Source organism: Pseudomonas sp. TH21 (assembly GCF_016651025.1).
Classification (GTDB): domain Bacteria; phylum Pseudomonadota; class Gammaproteobacteria; order Pseudomonadales; family Pseudomonadaceae; genus Aquipseudomonas; species Aquipseudomonas aylmerensis.
In genome coordinates this window covers 924,614-949,533 of record NZ_JAEKEQ010000001.1, presented here as the reverse complement: position 1 = coordinate 949,533, position 24,920 = coordinate 924,614, and the positions used below count along the sequence as shown (strand labels likewise).

21 protein-coding genes and 1 other RNA gene are annotated in these 24,920 nt (G+C 62.2%); 4 read left to right on the top strand and 18 right to left on the bottom strand.

Annotated features, from left to right (window positions below):
• Position 1: 1 nt before the first annotated feature.
• The 14 genes from JFU04_RS04180 to rsmI form a co-directional block, all read right to left on the bottom strand.
• Positions 2-958 (bottom strand): D-alanine--D-alanine ligase, encoded by a 957-nt coding sequence (locus tag JFU04_RS04180; protein ID WP_201143548.1) that lies wholly within the window; start codon positions 956-958, stop codon positions 2-4.
• Positions 955-2,400, bottom strand: a complete 1,446-nt coding sequence (gene murC, locus JFU04_RS04175; RefSeq protein WP_065900827.1) for a UDP-N-acetylmuramate--L-alanine ligase — start codon at positions 2,398-2,400, stop codon at positions 955-957. Before murC ends, JFU04_RS04180 begins: the two co-directional genes overlap by 4 nt.
• Positions 2,393-3,463: an undecaprenyldiphospho-muramoylpentapeptide beta-N-acetylglucosaminyltransferase gene (gene murG, locus JFU04_RS04170; RefSeq protein WP_201143547.1), complete on the bottom strand. Its 1,071-nt coding sequence runs from the start codon at positions 3,461-3,463 to the stop codon at positions 2,393-2,395. Before murG ends, murC begins: the two co-directional genes overlap by 8 nt.
• Positions 3,453-4,670, bottom strand: a complete 1,218-nt coding sequence (gene ftsW, locus JFU04_RS04165; RefSeq protein ID WP_065900821.1) for a putative lipid II flippase FtsW — start codon at positions 4,668-4,670, stop codon at positions 3,453-3,455. The genes murG and ftsW overlap by 11 nt, the downstream gene beginning before the upstream one ends.
• On the bottom strand, positions 4,667-6,013 hold the full coding sequence (gene murD / locus JFU04_RS04160; RefSeq protein WP_106805129.1) for a UDP-N-acetylmuramoyl-L-alanine--D-glutamate ligase: 1,347 nt from the start codon (positions 6,011-6,013) through the stop codon (positions 4,667-4,669). The genes ftsW and murD overlap by 4 nt, the downstream gene beginning before the upstream one ends.
• Positions 6,014-6,019: 6 nt before the next feature.
• The gene (mraY, locus tag JFU04_RS04155; protein ID WP_003171875.1) at positions 6,020-7,102 is read right to left on the bottom strand and encodes a phospho-N-acetylmuramoyl-pentapeptide-transferase; all 1,083 of its coding nucleotides are present in this window, start codon (positions 7,100-7,102) and stop codon (positions 6,020-6,022) included.
• On the bottom strand, positions 7,102-8,472 hold the full coding sequence (locus JFU04_RS04150) for a UDP-N-acetylmuramoyl-tripeptide--D-alanyl-D-alanine ligase (protein ID WP_201143546.1): 1,371 nt from the start codon (positions 8,470-8,472) through the stop codon (positions 7,102-7,104). Before JFU04_RS04150 ends, mraY begins: the two co-directional genes overlap by 1 nt.
• Positions 8,465-9,928 (bottom strand): UDP-N-acetylmuramoyl-L-alanyl-D-glutamate--2,6-diaminopimelate ligase, encoded by a 1,464-nt coding sequence (locus tag JFU04_RS04145; protein ID WP_106805131.1) that lies wholly within the window; start codon positions 9,926-9,928, stop codon positions 8,465-8,467. Before JFU04_RS04145 ends, JFU04_RS04150 begins: the two co-directional genes overlap by 8 nt.
• Positions 9,928-11,670 (bottom strand): peptidoglycan D,D-transpeptidase FtsI family protein, encoded by a 1,743-nt coding sequence (locus tag JFU04_RS04140; protein WP_162946142.1) that lies wholly within the window; start codon positions 11,668-11,670, stop codon positions 9,928-9,930. The genes JFU04_RS04145 and JFU04_RS04140 overlap by 1 nt, the downstream gene beginning before the upstream one ends.
• Entirely contained in the window at positions 11,670-11,963 is a 294-nt protein-coding gene (gene ftsL, locus JFU04_RS04135; protein ID WP_003188663.1) for a cell division protein FtsL, read from the bottom strand. Before ftsL ends, JFU04_RS04140 begins: the two co-directional genes overlap by 1 nt.
• Positions 11,960-12,907, bottom strand: coding sequence for a 16S rRNA (cytosine(1402)-N(4))-methyltransferase RsmH (gene rsmH / locus JFU04_RS04130; RefSeq protein WP_065900808.1), 948 nt, complete (start codon positions 12,905-12,907; stop codon positions 11,960-11,962). Before rsmH ends, ftsL begins: the two co-directional genes overlap by 4 nt.
• Positions 12,904-13,359, bottom strand: a complete 456-nt coding sequence (mraZ, locus tag JFU04_RS04125) for a division/cell wall cluster transcriptional repressor MraZ (RefSeq protein WP_003171868.1) — start codon at positions 13,357-13,359, stop codon at positions 12,904-12,906. The genes rsmH and mraZ overlap by 4 nt, the downstream gene beginning before the upstream one ends.
• 354 nt (positions 13,360-13,713) lie before the next feature.
• Positions 13,714-14,067: RNase P RNA component class A (gene rnpB, locus JFU04_RS04120), an RNA gene on the bottom strand.
• Between the two features lie 95 nt (positions 14,068-14,162).
• Complete coding sequence (gene rsmI, locus JFU04_RS04115; protein WP_201143545.1) at positions 14,163-15,035, bottom strand: 16S rRNA (cytidine(1402)-2'-O)-methyltransferase; 873 nt, start codon at positions 15,033-15,035, stop codon at positions 14,163-14,165.
• Positions 15,036-15,244: 209 nt separating this feature from the next.
• On the opposite strand from rsmI, the gene JFU04_RS04110 reads away from it, so the two are divergent.
• The 4 genes from JFU04_RS04110 (at position 15,245) to JFU04_RS04095 (ending at position 18,691) form a co-directional block, all read left to right on the top strand.
• On the top strand, positions 15,245-17,056 hold the full coding sequence (locus JFU04_RS04110; protein ID WP_201143544.1) for a penicillin-binding protein activator: 1,812 nt from the start codon (positions 15,245-15,247) through the stop codon (positions 17,054-17,056).
• Positions 17,056-17,427, top strand: coding sequence for a YraN family protein (locus JFU04_RS04105; protein WP_065900802.1), 372 nt, complete (start codon positions 17,056-17,058; stop codon positions 17,425-17,427). Before JFU04_RS04110 ends, JFU04_RS04105 begins: the two co-directional genes overlap by 1 nt.
• A gap of 92 nt (positions 17,428-17,519) precedes the next feature.
• A complete protein-coding gene (locus JFU04_RS04100; RefSeq protein ID WP_007972584.1) occupies positions 17,520-18,113 on the top strand; it encodes a phosphoheptose isomerase in 594 nt (197 codons plus the stop codon).
• Positions 18,110-18,691, top strand: coding sequence for a BON domain-containing protein (locus JFU04_RS04095; protein WP_065900799.1), 582 nt, complete (start codon positions 18,110-18,112; stop codon positions 18,689-18,691). The genes JFU04_RS04100 and JFU04_RS04095 overlap by 4 nt, the downstream gene beginning before the upstream one ends.
• Before the next feature lie 67 nt (positions 18,692-18,758).
• On the opposite strand, the gene JFU04_RS04090 is transcribed toward JFU04_RS04095, so the two are convergent.
• The 4 genes from JFU04_RS04090 to JFU04_RS04075 form a co-directional block, all read right to left on the bottom strand.
• Positions 18,759-19,532, bottom strand: coding sequence for an OmpA family protein (locus tag JFU04_RS04090; protein ID WP_065900796.1), 774 nt, complete (start codon positions 19,530-19,532; stop codon positions 18,759-18,761).
• A gap of 234 nt (positions 19,533-19,766) precedes the next feature.
• A complete protein-coding gene (locus JFU04_RS04085; RefSeq protein WP_065900793.1) occupies positions 19,767-20,411 on the bottom strand; it encodes an MBL fold metallo-hydrolase in 645 nt (214 codons plus the stop codon).
• Positions 20,412-20,559: 148 nt separating this feature from the next.
• On the bottom strand, positions 20,560-23,289 hold the full coding sequence (locus JFU04_RS04080) for a LuxR C-terminal-related transcriptional regulator (protein ID WP_201143543.1): 2,730 nt from the start codon (positions 23,287-23,289) through the stop codon (positions 20,560-20,562).
• Positions 23,290-23,539: 250 nt separating this feature from the next.
• Positions 23,540-24,904, bottom strand: a complete 1,365-nt coding sequence (locus JFU04_RS04075; protein WP_065900787.1) for a DUF1329 domain-containing protein — start codon at positions 24,902-24,904, stop codon at positions 23,540-23,542.
• Between the last annotated feature and the right edge of the window lie 16 nt (positions 24,905-24,920).

The following is a 24,920-nucleotide window of genomic DNA, read 5'->3' as shown; positions in this document are numbered from 1 at the left end:
CTTAGCCTCGTGGCTCAATGCTTGCGGCAAGAATCGCCAGCACCAACTGCTGGAAATCCAGACCGGCTGCGCGAGCGGCCATAGGTACCAGGCTGTGATCGGTCATACCCGGTGCGGTGTTGACTTCCAGGAACCAGAAATTCCCTTGCTCATCCTGCATCACATCTGCCCGCGCCCAACCGGCGATACCCAGCGCCTCACAGGCTTTCGCCGTGAGGTCCATCAATTGTTTTTCCTTGGTTGCGTCGAGGCCGCAGGGGATCCGGTACTGGGTATCGGAAGCCACGTACTTGGCGTCGTAGTCGTAAAAGGTGTGGGGCGTGCCCAATGCGATAGGCGGCAATACCTGGCCACGCAGGGTGGCGATGGTGTACTCGGGACCCTGGATCCACTGTTCCACCAACACTTGCGAATCGTAGGTACTTGCCGCTTTCCATGCGTCGATCAATTCGGCGGCCGAGTTCACTTTGGCCATGCCGATACTGGAGCCTTCATGGGCTGGTTTGACGATCAAAGGCAGGCCCAGTTCCTTGGCCGCAGAAATACAATCGTCTTCGCTGCACAGCACACTGTGGCGCGGGGTTGGAATACCCAGGCTGTGCCACACCTGCTTGGTGCGCAACTTGTCCATCGCCAGTGCCGAGGCAAGGATGCCGCTGCCGGTGTAAGGGATGCCGGCGCACTCCAGCAGGCCCTGCATGCTGCCGTCTTCGCCGCCACGGCCGTGCAGGATGATGAACGCACGGTCGATCTTCTCGGCCTGCAGGCGCGCGAGGAAGTCATCGCCCACGTCGATACCGAACGCATTCACGCCGGCGCTTTGCAGGGCTTCAAGCACGGCATTGCCGGACTTGAGCGAGACTTCACGCTCGGCGCTCTTGCCGCCGAACAGCACCGCCACGTGGCCGAAGTCGGCGGGCGCGAGGGTGGAAAACAGGGCGTCGTAGTTGGTGGTCATTTCGACTTCCCCTGTACGGCCGCGAACAATGGGCTCGCAAGCAATTTAGGGGCAAGGCCGCCGATATCCCCGGCACCCTGGCACAGCAGGATGTCACCGGCGCGCAACAGCGGCTTGACGATCGGCGCCAGGTCCACGCCACGCTCGATGTAGATCGGGTCCAACTGGCCGCGCTGGCGGATGCTGTTGCACAGCTTGCGGCTGTCGGCGCCCGGGATCGGCTCTTCACCGGCCGGGTAGACTTCCATCAGCAGCAGCACGTTGGCATCGGCCAATACATTTACAAAGTCGTCGTACAGGTCGCGGGTGCGGCTGTAGCGGTGCGGCTGGTAGACCATCACCAGGCGGCGCTCCGGCCAGCCGCCGCGCACGGCCTTGATCACGGCAGCGACTTCGGTCGGGTGGTGACCGTAGTCGTCCACCAGCATCACGTCGCCACCTTCTACCGGCAACTGGCCGTAGACCTGGAAACGCCGGCCGACACCGGCAAAGCGCGACAGGCCTTCGACGATGGCTTCATCGCTGACGCCTTCATCGGAGGCGATGCAGATGGTCGCCAGGGAGTTCAGGACGTTGTGGTTGCCCGGCATGTTCACCGAGACATCCAGCGGCTCGCGGTCAGGGCGCAGCACGGTGAAGAAGGTCTGCATGCCTTCCTGGCGCACATTGATCGCACGCACGTCAGCGTCTTCGCTGAAGCCGTAGGTCACGGTCGGACGCTTGACCAAGGGCAGGATTTCGCGCACCACCGGGTCGTCCAGGCACACCACGGCCAGACCGTAGAACGGCAGGTTGTGCAGGAACTCGACGAAGGTTTTCTTCAACTTGTTGAAGTCGCCATCGTAGGTGGCCATGTGGTCTTCGTCGATGTTGGTGACAACAGCGACCAGCGGCTGCAGGTGCAGGAAGCTGGCGTCGCTTTCATCGGCTTCGGCGATCAGGTAGCGGCTGGTACCGAGCTGGGCATTGGTACCCGCTGCATTCAGGCGGCCACCGATCACGAAGGTCGGGTCCAGGCCACCGGCGGCGAACACCGAGGCGATCAGGCTGGTGGTGGTGGTTTTGCCATGGGTACCGGCGACGGCGATGCCGTGGCGGTAGCGCATCAGCTCGGCGAGCATCTCGGCGCGTGGCACCACCGGGATACGGCGCTCAAGGGCAGTGGCCACTTCCGGGTTGGAGGTGTTCACGGCGCTGGAAACCACCAGTACGTCGGCCTCGGCGGCGTTCTCGGCACGGTGACCGATATAGATCTGCGCGCCAAAGGACTTCAGGCGATCCGTGACCGGCGACTCTTTCAAGTCGGAGCCGGACACCTGGTAACCCAGGTTCAGCAATACTTCGGCAATCCCGCACATGCCCACGCCGCCGATACCGACGAAGTGGATACGACGGATGCGACGCATCTCGGGTTGTGGCATGGCTTTCTGATTCTCAACCATGGGCCACCTCCAGGCAGATATCGACCACGGTGCGGGTTGCGTCAGGTTTGGCCAGGCGGCTTGCGGTGCTCGCCATGCTGTTGAGTCGTTCCGGTTGCATCAAAACCTCGGTCAGGCGTGCGGCCAAATCGGCGGCGCCAGTCGTTCTTTGCGGCAGCAGGAAGGCAGCGCCCTCCCCGGCCAAATATTCGGCGTTGCGGGTCTGGTGATCGTCGATTGCATGGGGCAAAGGCACCAGCAAGGACGGCAGACCGGCGGCGGCCAGTTCACTGACGGTCAGCGCACCAGCGCGACAGACCACCAGGTCGGCCCAGCCATAGGCATGGGCCATGTCTTTGATGAAGGGCTGCACATTCGCCTCGACACCGGCCTCGCGATAGCGCGTGGCGGTGACTTCATCGTGGTTCTTGCCGGCCTGGTGGAAGATCTCCGGGCGCAGGTCCACAGGCAGTTGCGCGAGTGCTTCGGGCAGTAATTTGTTCAGCGGCTCAGCCCCCAGGCTTCCGCCCAGGACCAGCAGGTGCGCCTTGCGCCCGGCCAGGGGCTCGCGGGCGATATCCATGAACAATTCGGTGCGCACCGGGTTGCCGGTGGTGCGGCGCTTGTCCGCGGCGCTGAAGGTGTCGGGGAATGCCTCGCAGACCCGCGCCGCCAGGGGCACCAGCAAACGGTTGGCGGTACCGGCGACGGCGTTCTGTTCATGCACGATCACCGGCACACCGGCGAGCTTCGCCGCGACACCACCAGGACCGGTCACATAACCGCCAAAACCGAGCACACACATCGGCTTCAATTCGCGAATGACCTTGCGCGCCTGCCACACCGCCTTGAGCAACACGAACGGCGCCTTGAGCAGGGACAGCTTGCCCTTGCCACGCAGCCCGGTGACGTTGATCAAGTGCAGCGGCAAGCCGGCATTCGGTACCAGTTCGTTTTCGATACCGCGCGGTGTTCCCAGCCAGTGCACGGTGTAGCCACGGTTCTGGAACTCCCGCGCGCAGGCCAGGGCCGGGAACACATGGCCCCCGGTGCCGCCCGCCATGATCAGCACGTTAGCGCCCATGGGATGGCTCCTCGGCAAAATCGCTTTCGCTGAATTCCATCTCTTCGCTGCCCAGGTGGGTTCGACTCTCCCACTCGATGCGCAGCAACAGGCCCAGGCACGCGCAGCAAATCACCAACGAACTGCCGCCGTAACTGAGGAACGGCAAGGTCAGGCCCTTGGTCGGCAGCAGGCCGACGTTCACGCCGATGTTGATCAGGAACTGGCCGATCCACAGGAACGACAAGCCGTACGCCACATAAGCGGCGAAATACTGTTTGGCCTTCTCGGCCCACAAGCCGATGTACATGCCGCGTACACACACGAACACGAACAGCGCGACGGTGCACAGCGAGCCGACCACGCCGAGCTCTTCGGCGAGTACCGAGAACACGAAGTCGGTGTGCGCTTCCGGCAGGTAGAACTGCTTCTGCACGCTGTTGCCCAGGCCCACGCCCAGCCACTCGCCGCGACCGAAGGCGATCAGCGCCTGGGTCAGCTGGTAGCCGGAGCCGAATTGATCGGACCACGGGTCGGTAAAGGTAATCAGGCGCGCCATCCGGTAGGGTTGCGCCTGCACCAGGATGGTCACGGCAGCCACGGCCAGCAGCACCATCAGGGTGAAGCGGAACAGGCCCACGCCGCCGAGGAACAGCATCGCCGCCGCCGCGCCCATCATCACCACGGTGGCCCCGAAGTCGGGTTCCATCAGCAACAGGCCGGCCATTGGCAGCAGCACGATGAACGGCTTGAAGAAGCCCATCCAGCTTTCGCGCACTTCTTTCTGGCGCCGCACCAGGTAGCCGGCGAGGTAGATCACCACGAACACCTTGGCGATTTCCGAGGGTTGCACGTTGAAGGCGCCGAAGCCGATCCAGCGCATAGAACCGTTCACCTCGCGGCCGATGCCGGGCAGGATCACCATGATCAGCAAGCCGAACGCCCCGATCAGCATCAGCCAGCCCAGGCGCTGCCAGGTGGCGATGGGGATCATCATGGTCACGATGCACGCGCCGAGGCCGATCACCAGGTACACCAGGTGACGAATCATCATGTACAGGGTGTTGCCCGACTGCACGGCAGCCACTTCGGAAGACGCCGAAGTGATCATCACCAGGCCCAGGCCGAGCAGCGCCAGGCAACCGGCGAGCATCGGGAAATCCAGGTCGATACCGCGCCCGGTAATGATCGGCGACGGATAGGGCTTGATGATATTGCGCAAATTCATGCCAAGGCCTCCACGGCGCGAGCGAACAGCAGGCCGCGCTCTTCGTAGTTCTTGAACATGTCGAAACTGGCGCACGCCGGCGACAGCAACACGGCGTCACCCGGCTGGGCCAGGGCCTTGCAGTGGGCGATGGCGTCGTCCAGCGAGGTCGCGCGCACTTGCGGCACGGCATCGCCCAGGGCAGCGGCGATCAGGTCGGCATCGCGGCCCATCAGCACCACGGCGCGGCAATGCTCGGCCACCGGGCCTTTGAGGTCCTTGAAGTCGGCGCCCTTGCCGTCGCCACCGGCAATCAGCACCAGCTTGCCTTCGATATCGGCGCCGAGGCCTTCGATGGCTGCCAGGGCCGCACCGACGTTGGTGGCCTTGGAATCGTTGTAGTAGCTGACGCCATCCAGATCGCGTACCCATTGGCAGCGATGCTCGAGACCGCCAAAGCTGCGCAGGCTCGCCAGCATCGCGTCGAATGGCAAGCCGACGGCATGCCCGAGCGCCAATGCCGCGAGGGCGTTGGATTGGTTATGCGCGCCACGGATTTTCAGCTCGCGCACCGGCATCAGATTCTGGAATTCGAAGGCGAGGTATTTCTCGCCGTTCTCTTCACGAATGCCGAATGCCTTGAAATCAGGTTTGCTCAGGCCGAAGGTCCAGCAGGGTAGGCCCTCGCCCATCAGCGGACGGCTCAGGGCATCCTGGCGATTAACCACCACTTGCCGGGCGCCGCGGAAGATCCGGTGCTTGGCCAGGTGATAGGCCGGCAGCCCGCTGTAGCGGTCCATGTGGTCTTCACTCACGTTCAGCACGGTGGCCACTTCGGCGCCGAGGTCGTGGGTGGTTTCCAGCTGGAAGCTCGACAGTTCCATCACGTACAGCTCGACGTCGTCGCTGAGCAAATCGAGTGCCGGGGTGCCGAGGTTGCCACCGACGGCGACGCGCTTGCCGGCCGCAGCCGCCATCTCGCCGACCAGGGTGGTCACGGTGCTCTTGGCGTTGGAACCGCTGATGGCCACGATCGGCGCCTTCGCGTTACGCGCGAACAGGTCGATATCGCCGGACAGCTTCACGCCACGCGCCGCTGCAGCTTGCAGGGCCGGTGTCGCCAGGGCCAGGCCAGGGCTCACGTAGAGCTCATCGGCGCGGCACAGAAACTCGACATCCAGCTCGCCACAACGCACTTCCACGTGCGGGTAGTCACGGCGCAGCGTGACCAGCTCCGGTGGATTTTCCCGCGTATCGGCCACGGCAAACGACGTGCCCCGGTTCGCCAGGAAGCGAACCAGGGACATGCCGCTCTTGCCGAGGCCGACAACGATGCGGAAGTGGTCTGAAGCGATCAGGGACACTCGTTTCTACCTCAGTTTCAGGGTGGCAAGGCCGACCAGTACCAGAATCACGGTGATGATCCAGAAGCGGACAATCACGCGTGGCTCGGGCCAGCCCTTGAGTTCAAAGTGGTGGTGAATCGGCGCCATGCGGAACACGCGGCGCCCGGTCAATTTGAAGGAGGCCACCTGGATGACCACCGACAGGGTTTCCATCACGAACACACCGCCCATGATGAACAGCACGATTTCCTGGCGAACGATCACCGCGATGGTGCCCAGGGCCGCGCCCAGCGCCAGTGCGCCGACGTCGCCCATGAAGACTTGTGCGGGGTAGGTGTTGAACCACAGGAACCCCAGGCCCGCACCGATCAGTGCGCCGCAGAACACGATCAGCTCACCCGCGCCCGGTACGTACGGGATCAGCAGGTATTCGGCGAATTTCACGTTGCCCGACAGGTAGCAGAAGATGCCGAGTGCGCCGCCGACCATCACCGTTGGCATGATCGCCAGGCCGTCGAGGCCGTCGGTGAGGTTGACCGCGTTGCTGGAGCCGACGATCACGAAATAGGTCAGCACCACGAAGCCGATGCCCAGTGGAATGCTGGCGTCCTTGAGCATCGGGATGATCAAGGTGGTTTCGACTGCGCTTGGCGCCGTGGTGTAGAGGAAGATCGCTGCGGCAAGACCGAACACCGACTGCCAGAAATACTTCCAGCGGCTAGGCAGCCCCTTGGAGTTTTTCTCGATGACTTTGCGGTAGTCGTCCACCCAGCCGATGGCGCCGAACAGCAGAGTCACCAGCAGCACTACCCACACGTAGCGGTTGTGCAGGTCGGCCCACAGCAAGGTGCTGATACCGATGGACGACAGGATCAACGCACCGCCCATGGTCGGGGTGCCGGATTTGGACAGGTGCGACTGCGGGCCGTCATTGCGAACCGATTGACCAATTTGCAGGTTCTGCAGGGTGCGGATCATCCACGGCCCCAGAAACAGCGACAAAGACAGCGCAGTCAGCACACCCAGGATCCCGCGCAGGGTCAGGTACTGAAAGACCGCGAAGCCTTTGTGGAACTGTTGCAGATACTCAGCCAGCAGCAGCAGCATTAATGTTTCTCCGTACTTGAGCCACACAAGGCCGCGACGACGTTTTCCATCACCGCGCTGCGCGATCCCTTGATCAAAATGGTTGTGTGTTTGTCTTGTTCAGCGGCACCCAGCGCCTGGATCAACTCGGCCTGGGTCGCGAAATGCTGCGCACCGGGCCCGAAGGCATTGACGGCGTGGGCCATGTTCGGCCCCACGGCGTAGAGGGCGTCGACTTTGCCGGCGGCATACGCGCCGACTTCGCGATGGCCTTGCTCCGCCCAGTCGCCCAGCTCACCGATATCGCCCAGCACCAGCACCTTGCGCCCGGCAAAGCCTTTGAGCAGGTCGACAGCGGCATTGATGGAGGACGGGTTGGCGTTGTAGGTGTCATCAATCACGCGCATGCCATTGGTTGCCAGCTGCGCGACAGTGCGGCCCTTGACCGGCTGCACGGCACCCAGCCCGGTGGCGATACCGAACAGCGACACGCCCAGGGCGGATGCTGCAGCGGCAGCCGCCAAGGCGTTGGCGACGTTATGGTTGCCGAGCAGATTCAGTTGCACGTGCTCGCTGCCTTGCGGGGTATGCAAGGTGAAGGACGGGCAACCACGGGCATCGACGCTGATGTTGGAGGCGTGGAAATCAGCCGCGGCGTTGAGCACGGAAAACGTCAGGACCTTGCGACCGGCGGCGCGTACACGCCAGGTGTCGAAGGCCTTGTCGTCCAGGTTCAATACCGCCGTCCCGGAGGCATCGAGGCCTTCGAGGATTTCACCCTTGGCTTCGACGATTTTTTCCGGGCCGCCGAACTCGCCGACATGGGCGGTACCGGCGTTGCTGATGATTGCCACGTGGGGCTTGGTCAGCGCCACGGTGTAGGCGATTTCGCCGACGCGAGATGCGCCCAGTTCGATCACCGCCGCAGTGTGTTCCGGGGCCAGTTCGAGCAGGGTCAGCGGTGCGCCAAAATCATTGTTGAGGTTGCCACGGGTGGCGAGCACCGGTCCGCGCGTGCGCAGGATGCCGGCGAGCAGCTCCTTGACCGTGGTCTTGCCGCTGGAGCCGGTGACGGCCGCCACAGGCTGGGTAAATGCGGCACGGTTCAGCGCGCCCAATTGACCCAAGGCCAGGCGCGTATCGGCAACCAGCAATTGCGGGAGTGTCGAGTCCGCCACTTCGCGCTGCACCAAGGCACCCACGGCGCCTTTGGCGGCGACGTCATTCAGGTAGTCGTGGCCGTCGAAACGCGGGCCGGCCAAGGCGACAAACAGTTGCCCCGGCTTGATGTTGCGGCTGTCGATACTGACGCCGTCGAAGTTGCAATCGCTCGACAGTACACGGGCCGACAAGGCCTGGGTCAGTTCGCTGAATTTCATCGCCTTAAGCATGGGCGACCTCCCAGGCCGTCAAGGCGTGATCAGCCTCGACCAGATCGGAGAAGGCATGGCGTTCGCCGTTGATTTCCTGGTAGTCCTCGTGACCTTTACCGGCCAGCACCACCACGTCATCAGCACTGGCGCTGGCGATCAATTGGGCAATGGCTGCACCGCGACCGGCAACGAAAGCGGCCTTGGACGGATCTTTGAAACCAACGCGGATATCGTCGAAAATCTGGCTCGGGTCTTCGCTGCGCGGGTTGTCGTCGGTGACCAGCACGCCATCGGCCAGGCGCTCGACGATCTCGGCCATCAACGGACGCTTGCCGCGATCGCGATCACCGCCACAGCCGAACAGGCAGAGCAATTTGCCCTTGGCGTGCGGACGCAGGGCCACCAGGACTTTTTCCAGGGCATCCGGCGTGTGCGCGTAGTCGACCACCACCAACGGCTGCTTGCCCCCACCCAGGCGCTGCATGCGGCCGACCGGACCTTCCAGCTTCGGCAGCACGCGCAGGATTTCGTCCAGCGCGTAATCCAGGCCGAGCAACGCGCCGACGGCGGCGAGAACGTTACTCAAGTTGAACCGACCGAGCAGGCTGCTGCGCAGATGGTGTTCGCCTTGTGGCGTCACCAGCGTGGCGCGCACGCCTTCGTCATTGAACTGGGCGTCGCGGCAATACAGGTAGGCGCTGGCATCTTCCAGGCTGTAGCTGATCAGGCGCGACTCACGGTCTTCAGCCGCCAGCTGCCGACCGAATTCGTCGTCCAGGTTCACTACCCGGCACTTAAGGTCATTCCAGGCAAACAGCTTGGCCTTCTCGGCGGCGTAGGCTTGCATGGTGCCGTGGTAGTCCAAGTGATCGCGGGACAGGTTGGTCATCACCGCCACATCGAAGGCCAACGCGGCAACACGCCCCTGGTGCAGCCCATGGGACGAAACCTCCATGGCAACCGCCTTGGCGCCGGCCTTCTTCAGGTCGGCCAGGGTCGCCTGCACGGCAATCGGGTTCGGCGTGGTGTGCAGGCCGCTTTGCAGCGCGCCGTAGAAACCGGTGCCCAACGTGCCGACGATGCCGCAATGCTGGCCCAACAGGTCCAGCGCTTGCGCGACAAGCTGGGTCACGCTGGTCTTGCCATTGGTGCCGGTCACGCCGACCAGGTTCAAGTGACGGCTCGGGTCACCATAAAAGCGCCCTGCAATGTCCGACAGCTGCGCAGCCAGGCCTTTGACCGGAATCAACGGCACGTCAGTGATCGGCAGCACGGTGGCGCCTTCGACTTCATAGGCCACGGCAGCCGCACCGCGCTGCAGGGCATCGGCGATATGCGCACGACCATCGTACTTGCCGCCAGGCACCGCCAGGAACAGGTCACCGGCGCGCACATTACGGCTGTCCAGGCTCAGCTCGCGGATCAACAGATCGCGACCGGCATGGGCAAAAATCTTGTTCAGGCTAAGAGACATCAGCCGCGCCCTCCATTGGCTTTTGCAGCAGCGGCCGGTGGTCCGGCGTTCGCTTGTTGGGTCGGCGGCAGATTGTCCGGCGTGATGTTCATCAGGCGCAGGGTGCCGGACATCACTTTGCTGAACACCGGTGCCGAGACCAGGCCACCGAAGTAACCGGCTTTGCTCGGTTCATCGATGACCACGACGATGGCGTAGCGTGGATCGCTCATCGGGCCGAAGCCTGCGAACAACGAACGGTAGGAGTTTTCGGCGTAGCCCTTGGTACCCACCGAGGTCTTACGCGCAGTACCCGACTTGCCGGCCACGTGATACGCCGGCACCTGCGCACGGAACACACCGCGGGGTGCTTCGATCACTTGTTGCAGCATGCCTTGCATGGTCTTGGCGACGTTTTCCGGGATCACCTGGGTGGCTTTCGGTGCCTCGTCGACATGGATCAGGCTCAACGGAACCATGCGGCCGTTGTTGGCCAATACAGAGAAAGCGTGCGCCAATTGAATCGCCGTCACCGACAGGCCGTAGCCATAGGAAAGCGTGGCCGTCTCGGCCTTTTTCCAGTCGCGGTAGTTGGGCAGGTTGCCGACGCGCTCGCCTGGGAAGTCCAGGCCGGTCGGCTGGCCGAGGCCGATTTTCTGTGCCAGGTGGTAGATGGTCTCGCCGCCGATATCGAAGGCGACCTTACTCATGCCCACGTTACTGGAGTTGATCAGGATACCTGTCAAATCCAGCACCGGACCTTCGGTACGGGATACGTCACGAATGGTGTATTTGCCCAACTGCAAGGTACCCGGATACACCTCGACCTTGTCGCTGGGTTTCCAGCGCCCGGTTTCCAGGGCAGCACTCATGGAGATGGCTTTCATGGTCGAACCCGGCTCGAACACGTCGATCATGGCGCGGTTACGCATCATCGCCGGTTGCAGGTTGCGACGGTTGTTCGGGTTGTAGGTCGGCTGGTTGACCATGGCCAGGATCTCGCCGGTCTTCACGTCCATGATCACCAGGCTGCCGGCCTTGGCGCCGTTCTCGATGATCGCGTTACGCAGCTCGCGGTTGGCCAGGTATTGCAGGCGCAGGTCAATGGACAACGCCAAGGGCTTACCGGCCTTGGCGTTTTTGGTGACCTGGACATCCTTGATCAGTCTGCCGCGCCGATCCTTGATGACTTGTCGTTTGCCGGGAACCCCGGCCAGCCATTCATCGTAGGCCAGCTCCACGCCTTCGCGGCCGTGGTCATCGATATCGGTGAAGCCCACCATATGCGCGGTGGTTTCACCGGCCGGGTAGAAACGACGGAATTCCTCGATGCCATACACACCGGGGACTTTAAGGTCGAGCACCTGCTGGCCCTGCTCGGGAGTCAGGCCGCGAACCAAGTAGATGAATTCTTTGTTGGCCTGGGCTTCCAGGCGCTCAGCCAAGGCTTTCGGGTCCTGGCCGAGGGCGGCGGCGAGTGCCGGCCAGCGGTCCTTGGCCACCTGCAGCTCTTTGGCGTTGGCCCACAGGGTCGTCACCGGCGTACTGACGGCCAGGGGTTCGCCGTTACGATCGGTGATCAGGCCGCGGTGTGCAGGAATAGGAATATGACGCAGGCTGCGGGCATCGCCCTGGCCGATCAGGAAGTCGCGGTCGACCACTTGCAGGTCGATGATCCGCCAGGCGATCGCCCCCACCATCAGTGCCAGCAAGCCGAGCACCAGGCGGAAGCGCCAAGGGTAGAGTGCGCCTTCGAGTTTCATCATGGCGCCACCATCCGAACTTCAGCCGCGCCCGGGATGTGCATCTTCAGCTGTTCGGTGGCCAGCACTTCGATACGGCTGTGGGCGGTCCAGGTGCTTTGTTCCAGGATCAACCGACCCCATTCCGCCTGGGCCTTATCGCGCACGCTCAACTCCCCGTAGAGGGTGTTGAGCAACTGGCGGTTCCAGTGGGCGCTGTAAGACACCGCAATCGCGGACACCAGCACGCCGACAAACAGCAGCAACATAAAGAAGCTGCCGCCCGGGAGGGGCTTGGCGAAAAGCTTGCTCACCGCAACTTCTCCGCAACACGCATGACGGCACTGCGGGCACGCGGGTTGGCCTTGAGTTCGGCTTCGGAAGCGAACTGCGCTTTGCCATGGATTTTGATTTTCGGCACAAAGGCTTCGAAACGCACCGGCAGGTTGCGCGGCAGGTTATCGGACTCGCCCTTGACCAGGCGACGCATGAACAGTTTGACGATGCGGTCTTCCAGGGAGTGGAAGCTGATCACCACCAGGCGACCGCCCACTTCCAGCGCCTCGAGGGCCGCCTCGAGGCCAGCCTCCAGGTCGCCCAATTCGTTGTTGACGTGAATGCGCAGGCCCTGGAACGCGCGAGTTGCCGGGTTCTTGCCCTTTTCCCACGCGGGGTTGGCGACTTTCAGCACCTCGGCCAGATCGGCAGTGCGCTCGAACGGCTGGATTTCACGGCGCTCGACCACGGCACGGGCCATGCGACCGGCGAAGCGTTCTTCACCGTATTCCTTGAACACACGGGCGATTTCTTCCACCGGTGCGGTGGCGATGAACTGTGCGGCACTGACACCCCGGGTGGGGTCCATGCGCATGTCGAGCGGACCGTCGTTCATGAAACTGAAACCGCGCTCCGGGTCGTCAAGCTGTGGCGAGGACACGCCCAGGTCGAGCAAAACCCCGGCCACCTTGCCCGCCATGCCGCGCTCGGCCACTTCGGCACCCAGCTCGGCAAAGCTGCGCTGCACAACGACAAAGCGGCCGTCTTCGGCCGCTAGCGCTTGCCCGGTGGCAATCGCTTGAGGGTCTTTGTCGAACCCGAGGAGCTTACCGTCGGATCCGAGCTGGCTGAGTATCAAGCGGCTATGCCCGCCCCTGCCGAAGGTGCCATCCAGATAGCAGCCATCCGCGCGTACGGCGAGAGCCTCAACGGCTTCGTCAAGCAGTACGGTGATGTGGTTAAAGCCGCTATCAATAGTCACAGGATCAAATCACGCAGTTCATCAGGCATCGCGCCCGGTTGTTGAATAGCAGCCAGGTCAGCTGCAGAAACAGCATCCCAGGCATCTTCGTCCCACAATTGGAACTTGTTCAGTTGGCCGACCAGCATTGCGCGCTTATCGAGCTTGGCGTACTCGCGCAAACGCGGGGGCACCAGGAAACGACCGCTGCCATCGAGTTCGAGGTCGACGGCATTACCAATCAGCAATCGCTGCAGACGGCGGTTTTCTTCACGCAATGAAGGCAGGGCGCGCAACTTGGTTTCAATCAACTCCCACTCATCGAGGGGGTAAACGCACAAACAAGGGTCAACGGCATCGATGGTGATGATTAACTGTCCGGAACTTCGCGAAATGAGCTCGTCACGATACCGGCTCGGCATGGCGAGACGGCCTTTTGCATCGAGACTGATAGCGTTAGCTCCGCGAAACACAGATGCGTTTCTCCAAATTTTAGCGTTTTACGTTCAAAAAACCCACTTTGTGCCACTTTCCGCCACTTGCGCACACTATAGGAATGCGCCTACCACACCGTCAAGGCGCGGATTCAAGGAAAAGCCTTACAGAACGGAGATTTAGGAGCGTAAAAGGAGGAGAAACCAGAGTTCGGCGATGTTTTGGGCCCAGCAAGCGCAGTTAGCTCAAAGAGCTATGGCTTAAAGTTAAAGTGATTTATTAAGAGTAAGATTTTTTTGGTATTACGAAGATGCATCTGCCAATGATTCGGCAGGGAGGGATTCTTGCGTTATTACCGGGTTTCTGCCCGAGATTCGGACAAAAGGAAAAAGGTGGAGAGTCGATCTGTAAGCCGGGTTCTGTCTTGAACAGTCATTCGTCTACGATGGCCATCACTGGACATCTTTAGCAACCTACCCGGTCCCAGCGCGGGCCACGCCTTGGGACCCTATTTGGTCTTGCTCCAAGTGGGGTTTACCTAGCCACGAACTGTTGCCAGACGTGCGGTGCGCTCTTACCGCACCTTTTCACCCTTACCGGCACCGAAGTGCTTAGGCGGTTATTTTCTGTGGCACTTTCCGTAGGCTCACGCCTCCCAGGCATTACCTGGCACTTCGCCCTATGGAGCCCGGACTTTCCTCCCCCCCCTAATTTTCATAGAGGGCAGCGACTGTCCAATCGACTCTCCGCCGCGCAGGTTAACGGCACGGCGGCTTGAGGACAAGTATTAAAGTGCAGCATTGCCATCACGTTCAGACGGAATACAGGATTAGCTGCGGAACTATTCGGTTTTCTGTTTATCCAGCGCAACTTGATACAACAGGTTCTTGCGCACCCCGGTAATTTCCGCCGCCAGGGCTGCCGCGCGCTTGAGTGGCATTTCCTTGAGCAACAAATCGAGGATGCGCATCGCCTCACTGCCCACGGCGTCGTCCGCTTCCGGCGCAGTCCAGCCTGCCACCAGCACCACGCACTCGCCGCGCTGCTGGTTACTGTCATCCTCGACAAAGGCGCGCAGCTCTTCAAGCGGCAGCCCCTTGAGGGTTTCGAAGGTCTTGGTCAGCTCACGGGCGAGCAGCGCCAGGCGCTCGCCGCCGAACACCAGCTCCATGTCCTGCAGGCATTCGAGAATCCGATGAGGGGCTTCGTAGAAGATCAGGGTGCGCGGCTCTTCCTTCAAGGCCTGAAGACGCGCACGCCGCCCCACCGCCTTGGCGGGCAGGAAACCCTCGAAAATAAAGCGGTCCGACGGCAACCCCGCCGCGGATAATGCAGCGATCAGCGCGCACGCTCCCGGAACAGGCACTACATTGATACCAGCGGCCCGCGCCTGGCGGACCAAGTGATAGCCCGGGTCGGAAATCAGCGGCGTGCCCGCGTCGGAGATCAGCGCCACATCGTCGCCGGCCAGCAAACGCACGATAAAACGGCTGCCTTCCTCGCGCTCGTTGTGCTCGTGGCAGGCGGCCAATGGCGTGCTGATACCAAAATGCTGCATCAAGCGTTGGGAGTGCCGTGTGTCTTCGGCCGCGATCAATTTAACCTCGCGCAACACTTTCAGCGCCCGGGCACTGATGTCGTCCAGGTTGCCAATGGGCGTCGCCACGACAAAAAGCGAGCCTGCAGTGGAATTCAAAGGACCTGGAGCAGTCAAAACGCACACCTCGATGGTTGGCAAAAGCCATATTGTAGCGCGTAGGCGCTTTGAAAAAATGCCATCAAGGCCGATGCCTTTTCAGCCGTCGACGCCCGACAGCAACATTTGCACCACCTAAATCGACGGTTTCACGCCAGTAACATCGCGCCTGGGCCAGTGCTTGGGTACAATTCCACGCTAATTTGATCGGTATCAGGAACACTTACATGATCGCTTGCCTGCGGCTGCTCTCCGCCCTCTGCCTCGCTGCCTTGCTGGCCGCTTGCGCCAGCTCGCCCTCGTCCAGCCTTGGCGACCTTCCACGGACCCCGGACGCCAGTATCGAGCAACTGCTCGAACAGGCCACTACCGCCAAGACGCCAGAAAAGGCCGCATTGCTGCGCCTGAGTGCGGCTGACATGGCCTATAAGCAGAACAATCCTGGCCGCTCGGCGCAGATCCTTGCGCAGGTGCCACTGGACGTCCTCAAGCCAGCTGCGCAAGTCTTTGCCAGCACCCTGGCCGCTGAGCTGGCGATGGCTCGCAACCAGCCCAAGGCGGCGTTGACGGCCCTGAACCATCCGAGCCTGCAAAGCCTGAAGGACCTGCCGGCCGAACAGCAGATCCGCACCGGCAGCGTGCATGCCCGCGCGTATGAAGCCGATGGCCAGACGTTGGTCGCCGCCCGCGAACGCGTGGCCATGGCCCCGCTGCTGACCGGCGACGCCGCCCGCAGCAACCACGAAGCCATCTGGACCTTGATCGCCGCCCTGCCTGCCGATCAGCTGCAAGCCAGCGGCAACCCGGTGCTCGACGGCTGGATCACCCTGGCCCAGTCGGTCAAGGGCGCTGGTACGCTGGAACAGCAGCAAGCAGCCATCGACACCTGGCGCGCGCAGAACCCGGGTCACCCGGCGGCCGTGCAGCTGCCGACGCCGCTGACCAAGCTCAAGGAGCTGGCCAGCCAGCCCTTGAACAAGATCGCCCTGCTGCTGCCACAGGACGGCCCGCTGGCCGGTGTCGGCAAGGCGCTGCGTGAAGGTTTCATGGCCGCGCACTACCAGGCTGAACAAGCCGGGCAGAAGCCGCCGGTTATCGAGTTCTATGACAGCTCGCGCCTCACTTCCCTCGACGACTTCTACGCCAAGGCCCAGGCTGCCGGCGTGCAACTGGTGGTCGGCCCGCTGGAGAAGCCACTGGTCAAACAGCTGAGCGCACGCCCGCAATTGCCGATCACTACCCTGGCGCTGAACTACAGCGAGACCGATCAGAGCCCGGCGCAACTGTTCCAGTTCGGCCTCGCGGCTGAAGACGAAGCTCGCGAAGTGTCGCGCCGCGCCCGCGCCGACGGCCTGCATCGCGCTGCCGCCATGGTGCCGCGTGGCGAATGGGGCGAGCGTGTCTACAAGGCCTTCCGCCAGGATTGGGAAGCCAACGGCGGCACCGTCGTCGGTGTCGAGTATGTCGACCAGCCTGTTGCCCTCGCCCAGCAAATTGCCGACTTGTTCCAGCTGCGTAAAAGCGAAGGCCGCGCCAAGAGCCTGCAAAGCACGGTGGGCACCGACGTAGCGGCACAGCCGTCGCGTCGCCAGGACATTGAGTTCATCTTCCTGGCCGTGACCCCGCAACTGGCCCAGCAGATCAAGCCGACCCTGAACTTCCAATATGCCGGTGACGTGCCGGTGTACGCGACCTCCCACGTGTTCAGCGCCAGCGGTGACAAGAACCAGTACCTGGACATGACCAACGTGATGTTCTGCGAAACCCCTTGGCTGCTGAACACCACCGACCCACTGCGCAACCAGGTTGCCGCGCAATGGCCACAAGCCAATGGCAGCCTCGGCCGCCTGTATGCGATGGGTGTCGATGCCTACCGCCTGGCGCCGCGCCTGGGTCAGCTCAAGGCGCTCCCGGATACCCGCGTTGACGGCCTTTCGGGCAGCCTGGGCATCAACGCCAACCAGCGCGTTGACCGCCAGATGCCGTGGGCCAAGTTCGTCGGTGGCGATATCCAACGCCTGCCGGACACCCCGCGCTGATGCCCGAGCGGTCCCGCGCGCAAAGCGGCAAGGATGCCGAACTTCAAGCTCTGAAACATCTGCAACAACAGGGTCTGCGCCTTCTGGCGCAGAACTGGTTATGTAAACGCGGCGAGCTTGATCTGGTCATGCTTGACGGCGATACAGTAGTATTCGTCGAAGTCCGCTACAGAAAACACGCACAATGGGGTGGCGCGCTCGCCAGTATTGACGGGCGCAAGCGTCAGAAGCTGATACTCGCCGCGCAGTTTTTCCTGCAGAAAGAGCATCGCTGGGCCGATTCCCCCTGCCGTTTCGATGTGGTTGCCATAGAAAGCACACCGTCGGGTTCTGCTGATCTGAGATGGCTCAAGAGTGCCTTCGACAGCTGATTCACCGGACATCTTCACCACACACTTTTGCTCTTTGCTTTGCGGGCTGCACATTCCTGTGCCAAACAGCCGCGCTACTTAAGGTCACACAGATGGACATGCAATCCCGAATTCGCCAGCTTTTCCAGGCCAGCATCGACACCAAGCAACAGGCGATGGAAGTACTTGCACCGCACATCGAGCAAGCCAGTCAGGTCATGGTCAACGCCTTGCTCAACGAGGGCAAAATGCTTTCGTGCGGCAATGGCGGTTCAGCCGGCGATGCCCAGCATTTCTCGTCCGAACTGCTCAACCGCTTCGAGCGTGAACGCCCGAGCCTGCCGGCCATCGCCCTGACGACCGACTCGTCGACGATCACCTCGATCGCCAACGACTACAGCTACAACGAAATCTTCTCCAAGCAGATCCGCGCCCTGGGCCAACCGGGCGATGTGCTGCTGGCGATTTCCACCAGCGGCAACTCGGCGAATATTATTCAAGCGATCCAGGCCGCACATGATCGCGAAATGATTGTCGTAGCATTGACCGGACGCGATGGCGGCGGCATGGCCTCGCTATTGCTGCCTGAAGACGTGGAAATTCGCGTCCCGGCCAATGTCACCGCACGTATTCAGGAAGTCCACCTGCTGGCGATCCACTGCCTGTGCGATCTGATCGACAGCCAACTGTTCGGGAGTGAAGAATGACCGTTAAACGTCTCAGCCTATTGGCTATTGCGCTGTGCCTCGGCATCAGCGGTTGCAGCACGGCCATCACCGCGACACGAGACACCCCCATTCAGGATGACAAGGGTACCCGCACCTTCGGCAGCAAGATTGATGACTCGCTGATCGAAACCAAGGTCGAAGTGAACGTCGCCAAGGCCGCCACGGACCTGGGCAACGGCGCCTCGCGCATCGTCGTCACCAGCTTCAACGGTGTGGTGCTGCTTGCCGGCCAGACCCCGCGCGCCGACCTCAAGGCCCAGGCCGAACAAGCGGCGTCGGCCGTGCAGCGGGTCAAGAAGGTCCACAACGAATTGCAGGTCATGGAACCGATCACCCTGCTGGCCATCAGCAATGACGCCCTGCTGACCACCAAGATCAAGGCGCAGATGCTCACCGACAATGCGATCCCCGGTTCGCGCATCAAGGTCGTCACCGACAACGGTATCGTCTACCTGATGGGCCTGCTGACCCAGGCCGAAGCCACTCGCGCAGCCAACCTGGTGCAAGGCGTGTCCGGCGTGCAAAAAATCGTGAAGGTGTTCGAGTACATCGACTGATGTAACCGACAGCCACAAAAAGGGCGCCGTGCATTGACTGCACGGCGCCCTTTTTATTGGCGAAAGTTTACTGGTACTGCGAGTACGGGTTGCCCTGGAACTGGTTGTTCTGCTGCGGCGCTTGTTGCTGGGCACCTGGCTGCCCGTATTGCTGGCCAGGGATCGGGCCGAGGTTCACTTCGACGCGACGGTTCTGGGCACGACCGTTGACGTCAGCGTTGCTGGCAATCGGGTTATCCGGGCCGGCACCGCGGGCACTCAGGTTGGTCGGGCTGACGCCTTGCGAGGTCAGGTAGTTGGCCACGCTCTGCGCACGACGCTGGGACAGATCCATGTTCAGCTGGCGGCTGCCGGTGCTGTCGGTGTAGCCAACGATCTGAATGGTGTTCTGGTTGAACTGCTTGAGCGAGTTGGCCAGGTTGTTCAGCGGCTGGTAAAAGCTGCTGGAGATCGCATCCGAGTTGGTGGCGAAGGTGATGTTGCCCGGCATGATCAGCTTGATCTGGTCACCCTGGCGCTGAACTTCAACCCCGGTGTTGGCCATGCTCTCGCGCAGTTTCTTTTCCTGCTGGTCGGCGTAGTAGCCGTAGCCTGCAGCGCCGATACCAGCGATGGCGCCACCGATCAGTGCGCCCTTGCCACGGTTGTTATGGTCGATGGCCGCACCTGCCAATGCGCCTGCCAGGGCGCCCAGGCCACCGTACTTGGCGGTCTTGCTGATACCGCCGGATTCATTACTCGCCTGTCCCTGGCTGCTGCCGTCATAAGGATTAGGTGAAGCGCAGCCGGATAACAGGGCTACGACAGTAGCGACAACAAGCAGACGACGCGAAGTGAACATGAGGGGAGCTCCTACTTTTGCATTCTGTGGTGCAAAGGACATTGGCAATGGACCTGTGCCGAGTTTGGAACACGACAGACGGTAAAAATTCCGCGACCACGTGCGGGCCTGTAACAAAACATTGGCCACCATCGCCGCTACAGAAACCGTAGCAGACGGTTCCTGAATGCGACCTGTGTTTTTTGCTACAACGTTTGCCCGCTAAAGGTCAGCCCTGCCCTTGGGATTAGTCCTTCACGCCCTCACAAACGGGTTCTCGCGCATCTCATCCCCCAGGCGCGTATCCGGTCCATGCCCCGTCACCACCGTCGCACCTTCGTCGAGTGTGTAAAGCCGCTGCTTGATCGAACGCACGATTGTCGCCTGGTCGCCGCCCCACAAGTCCGTGCGGCCGACTCCGCGCCGAAACAGCGTGTCGCCGGCAATCAGCAGCTTGGCTTCCGCAAACCAGAAACTCATCGACCCCGGCGTGTGCCCCGGCGTATGCAGTGCCACACCGCAACCGCAGGCCAGCTCTTCGTCATCGGCCAGCCAGCGGTCCGGCGCGGGCACCGGGGTGTAGGGCACACCAAACATCTGGCATTGCATTTCCAGGTTGTCCCAGAGGAATTGGTCCTCCTTGTGCAGATGCAGGGTGGCGCCGGTTTTCTCTTTCAACTGGCCCGATGCCAGGAAGTGATCGAGATGAGCGTGAGTGTGGATGATGCTCACCACTTTCAGGCCCAGCGCATCGAGACGTGCCAGGATCAATTCGTGATTGCCGCCCGGGTCGACCACGATGGCCTTTTTAGTGACGGGATCGCCGATGATGGTGCAGTTGCACTGCAACGGGCCGACGGGAAAGGTTTCGCGGATGAGTGTCGGCTTGGGGGTGTTCATGGCGGGCCTCTGGTGCAAGTGCAAGGTGATGTTCTGATTGCACTATTAAAACAGAATGGCGCGGCGGCGCAGCCGAACGCGAGCAAGCTCGCTCGCCACAGAACGCTTGCTCACCCTGACAGGCTCGGTCGGCAGGAAGCTGGATTCTTTACCCAATCAGCCTCAATTCCTGCGCCCGCGCCACCGCCTGGGTGCGCCGCTCTACCCCGAGCTTGCTGTTGATATGGCTCGCGTGGGTCTTGACCGTGTGCAGGGAGATGAACAATCGGTTGCTGATTTCCTGGTTCGAACAGCCCTGGGCGATCAATTGCAGGACCGCCAGCTCGCGGGCGCTCAAGGTTTCGTGGTTGGGTGACGCCTCGACCACGATGACCGCCGGCAGCCGGGCCAGGAGGCTCTGATTGAGCAAACCGTGGGGATCCTTGCCGAGTTGCTCGCGCATCCAGTCCGGGTGGTTTTCCAGCAGCCGCTGGAACGGTTGCAGCGCGCCGCCCGCGCCCGCCTCCAGCGCCTGTGCCACTACCGGTCGAGCCTTGGCCTCGTCGCCGTTCTCGAGCAACAACTGCGCCTGTTGGGTCAGGGCCATCAGCGCAATCATCTGGCGCCCGCTGTTGTGGGCCTGTTGCGCCAGCGCTTCAAGCCGTTGCAGCGCCGCCTCGGGCTGATGGCGAGTGGCATCCAGTGCAGCCTGTTGCAGCCCGATATGTTGCGGCAAATGAGGATGAAACTCCGGCGCCGCGGCGGCGTGTTCACCGTTGTAGGTTTGCCCCAGGCGCGTCAGCCAGGCGTCAGCCAGGTCGGTGCGGCCCTGGGCCAGCCAGAGTTCGCATTTGATCAGGGTAATCATCGCCAGGTAGTAGATCGGCGGCACGTCCCAGATGTGCATCAGGCGTTCGGCTTCGGCGAGTTCGGCGAAGGCCTTGGGGAAATCCGCGCGGCGCCCTTCGAAACTGGCGATCACACAATGTCCGATCAGCACACTGATGTCGCGGCACGCACGGGCCTCGGCGAGACCGGCACGCAGGCGAGCCAGGCCGGCCTCGGGCTCGAACCGCACCAGCAACAGATAACCTTCATAGAGCGATAACCGCGCGCGCACCGCGTAAAGCCGCTGTGGAGCCAGCCCGTGCAGGCGCTGCAGGCCTTGGCGAACCTCATCCAAAGACCGCAGGATTTCACCGCGCGCCTGCAGTACCCGCGCGCGGTCGTAATGCGCCAGCGCCTCGAACAGCGGGTTGCCGACGCGCTGCGCCAGCTCCAGCGACTCGCGATTCAAGCCGCGCGCGCGCCACAGGTCGGCGTCGACGATGGCCAGGTTCGAAAGGGTCGACAGGCACATCAGCCGTTGGCCATAACGGCGTTGCGGCAGGCTTTCCAAGGCTTCGCTGCAATAACGCTGGGTCAGCTCGCGATCGCCCCGCCCACGCGCGATGATCCCGCTCAGCGCCAGCCATTGGGCCAGCATCGATTTCTGCGCGGTTGCCGACGGTGCCGGCAGGAAACGACTGAGGTAGCTCGACAACTCTTCCGCCGCGTCCAACTGGCAGGCCAGGCCCAAGGCCCAGCTGTACAGCACGATCAAGCGCGGCGTACTGATCAACAGGCTGTCGGGCAAGTCCATTTTCCAGCGCAGCAGCATGCCGACATTCTGCTCGGCCAGCAGCTGCTCCTCGGACAGGTTTTGTACCAGGTTGGCGGCCACGTCCAGATGCCCGGCGCGCAGCGCCTGCTCTACCGCCTCGTCGATCAAGCCCTGGGCGTTGAACCAACGGCAGGCACGCAGGTGCAGGCTGGCGGCAGGCAACACATTGCTGCTGGCACGGCGAGTGCGCAGCAGGTCGGAGAACAGATGGTGATACCGGAACCAATGGCCCTGCTCATCCAGCGGCACCAGGAACACCTGGTGGGATTGCAGGTACCGCAGGATTTCCGCGCTGTCGTGGGCTTCGCGCACCGCATCGCACAGCTCGCTGCAAAAGCGCTCCTGGGGGGCGGTGTCGAACAGGAAGGCCTGCACTTCGGCCGGCAGGCAGTCGATCACCTCTTCCAACAGGTAATCGCGAATCAGCCCTTCACCGCCATGCAGGCTTTGCGGCAAGGCGCCTTCACTGCCGGCTTCGGACGCGGCCAGCAACCAGAAACGCAGGCCGGCAACCCAGCCCTCGCTGCGCCGGATCAGGTTGTCGAGGGCCTCGCCGCGCAATGAACTGCTGTGGTGGTCCAGCACGGCCAGGGATTCTGCATGGGTCAGGCGCAAGTCCTGTTCATGCAACTCGAGCAAGTGCCGCGACAGGCGCAGGCGCGCCAAATGCCAATCCGGCCGCTGGCGACTGGTGACCAGCACCACCAGCCCATCAGGCAAATGATTGAGGAAAAATTGCAGGCAGCGGTCGAGCACCGGGCCCTGGGCCAGATGGTAGTCATCCAGCACCAGCAACAGCGGTGCACGGCTGGACAGGTGTACGGTCAGTTCATCGAGTAGGCCATCGAGCCACTCTTCAAAGGCGAAAGGTTGGTGACGCTGGCGCATCTTCAGCAGGCCCAGGGATTGGGCGCCAAGTTGCGGGAAGAATTGCTGCAAGCCATCGAGCAGGCGCTCGAGGAAACGCCCGGGGTCATTGTCGCGCGGGCTCAGGCCCAACCACAGGCTTTGCCAGTGAGCAGGCAAGCCCTGGCAGAACTCCACCGCCAACGAACTCTTGCCGAACCCCGCCGGCGCGCTGACCAAGAGCAGGCGACCTTCCAGCCCAGCAGCCAGGCGTTCGCACAAACGCGGTCGCAGCACATAGCCGTCAGGCAGCGGTGGCCTGTAGAAACGACCTTCCAGGGTCGGGATTACCGCGCTGGCAGGCCCTTGGATTCGGGACAGATCAGTCATCGCCGGGCTCTTGTAGAAGGCTGTTGTCGGCATTGCAGATGTCCGCAGACTAGCGGTAAAAGCGGCAGGTTTGTAGATCTTTGCAACAAATGACTGAAAAGAACTGCGACAAAAAATCTCACCACAAAAAAGCAGGAGCTGGCTTGCCGGCGATGCAGGCGCCTCGGTCTGTCAGTTGCACCGAGGGGATGCTATCGCTGGCAAGCCAGCTCCTACACGGGGCCGGCTTCCCTATCGAGGGATTGCGGGCTTAGCGAACACCATCCTGGCGCAGGGCTGCGGGGGTGAAGTCGCTGGTGGTGGCGGTGAAACCGAAGTCATAGGCCTGCTTCTCTTCGTTCTTCATGCCCAGGGCCAGGTAGCGGCCGGACTGCAGGTCGTAGAGGGTTTCCAGGGCGTACCACGGCACTTGCTTGTCGTAGTAGTTCTCGGCATGCGCTTCGGCGACGCGCCACAGTTGGCCACGACCGTCGTAGTGGTCGATGACCGCGGCTTGCCAGGTGTCTTCGTCGATGAAGAAGTCACGCTTGGCATAGATGTGGCGCTGGCCTTCCTTCAGGGTCGCAACCACGTGCCACACGCGGCGCAGCTCGTAGCGTGCCAGGTCCTGGTTGATGTGGCCGGCCTTGATGATGTCGGCGTACTTGAGCTTCGGATCGTCGATCTTGTAGCTGTTGGAGGCGATGTAGATTTCCTTCTTGCCTTCCAGTTTCCAGTCGTAGCGATCCGGCGCACCGTTGTACATGTCGAGGTTGTCGGAGGTACGCAGGCCGTCGGCGGCGGTACCCGGGCCGTCATAGGACACTTGCGGCGCCCGGCGCACACGGCGCTGGCCAGCGTTGTAGACCCACGCCGAGCGCGGCTCCTTCACCTGGTCCAGGGTCTCGTGCACCAGCAGTACACCACCGGCCAGACGTGCCGGCGCGGTCACTTGCTGCTTGAAGTAGAACAACACGTTGCCCGGATTCTTCGGATCGAAATCCTTCATCTTGTCGCGGAATACGAACTGGTCTTTGAAGTACACCAGGCTGAACGAGCCGTTGGTTTGCGGCGTGGCCTGGGTCACCAGGCGGGTCACGCTGCCGCCGCGATAGCGGGTGATGTGGTTCCAGATGACTTCCACGCCGCTTTTCGGGATTGGGAACGGAATCGCGGTTTCGAAGTTTTCCAGGCCGTTGCCGCCGGACACCAGGTTGGTGGTGGTGGCGTTCTTCTTGATGGCGGCGAACACATCAGCCGGCACGGTGGCGCCGCGATGAGTCGGGTAGACCGGCATCTTGAAGGTGTCCGGATAACGCTTGAACATCGCGTATTGGCCCGGCGCCAGCTTGTCCTTGTACTGCTCGACGTTCGCTGCGGTGATGGTGAACTGCGGCTGTTCGCTGGCGTAAGGGTTGGCCAGGAAACCACGCGCGTCGACAGCGCCGGCGTTGGTCGGCAATGGCGTCCATTTCGGAATGGTACCCGCCGCGTTACCGGCCATCTCGGCCCCCATCGGCGTCAGGGTCGTACCCAGCTTGGCCGCTTCATCCGCCGAGACCGCCGCCATGACGTTGCTCGCCAGGATCGACAGCCCAAGCACACCCACGTGCAACAGACTTTTAGTTATTTTCATGTTCTGGTTCTTCCTA

Coding starts and splice junctions, on each gene's coding strand:
- JFU04_RS04180 (WP_201143548.1), bottom strand. CDS start 958: ATGACCACCAACTACGACGCCCTGTTTTCCACCCTCGCGCCCGCCGAC.
- murC (WP_065900827.1), bottom strand. CDS start 2,400: ATGGTTGAGAATCAGAAAGCCATGCCACAACCCGAGATGCGTCGCATC.
- murG (WP_201143547.1), bottom strand. CDS start 3,463: ATGGGCGCTAACGTGCTGATCATGGCGGGCGGCACCGGGGGCCATGTG.
- ftsW (WP_065900821.1), bottom strand. CDS start 4,670: ATGAATTTGCGCAATATCATCAAGCCCTATCCGTCGCCGATCATTACC.
- mraY (WP_003171875.1), bottom strand. CDS start 7,102: ATGCTGCTGCTGCTGGCTGAGTATCTGCAACAGTTCCACAAAGGCTTC.
- JFU04_RS04150 (WP_201143546.1), bottom strand. CDS start 8,472: ATGCTTAAGGCGATGAAATTCAGCGAACTGACCCAGGCCTTGTCGGCC.
- JFU04_RS04145 (WP_106805131.1), bottom strand. CDS start 9,928: ATGTCTCTTAGCCTGAACAAGATTTTTGCCCATGCCGGTCGCGATCTG.
- JFU04_RS04140 (WP_162946142.1), bottom strand. CDS start 11,670: ATGAAACTCGAAGGCGCACTCTACCCTTGGCGCTTCCGCCTGGTGCTC.
- JFU04_RS04110 (WP_201143544.1), top strand. CDS start 15,245: ATGATCGCTTGCCTGCGGCTGCTCTCCGCCCTCTGCCTCGCTGCCTTG.
- JFU04_RS04105 (WP_065900802.1), top strand. CDS start 17,056: ATGCCCGAGCGGTCCCGCGCGCAAAGCGGCAAGGATGCCGAACTTCAA.
- JFU04_RS04100 (WP_007972584.1), top strand. CDS start 17,520: ATGGACATGCAATCCCGAATTCGCCAGCTTTTCCAGGCCAGCATCGAC.
- JFU04_RS04095 (WP_065900799.1), top strand. CDS start 18,110: ATGACCGTTAAACGTCTCAGCCTATTGGCTATTGCGCTGTGCCTCGGC.
- JFU04_RS04090 (WP_065900796.1), bottom strand. CDS start 19,532: ATGTTCACTTCGCGTCGTCTGCTTGTTGTCGCTACTGTCGTAGCCCTG.
- JFU04_RS04085 (WP_065900793.1), bottom strand. CDS start 20,411: ATGAACACCCCCAAGCCGACACTCATCCGCGAAACCTTTCCCGTCGGC.
- JFU04_RS04080 (WP_201143543.1), bottom strand. CDS start 23,289: ATGACTGATCTGTCCCGAATCCAAGGGCCTGCCAGCGCGGTAATCCCG.
- JFU04_RS04075 (WP_065900787.1), bottom strand. CDS start 24,904: ATGAAAATAACTAAAAGTCTGTTGCACGTGGGTGTGCTTGGGCTGTCG.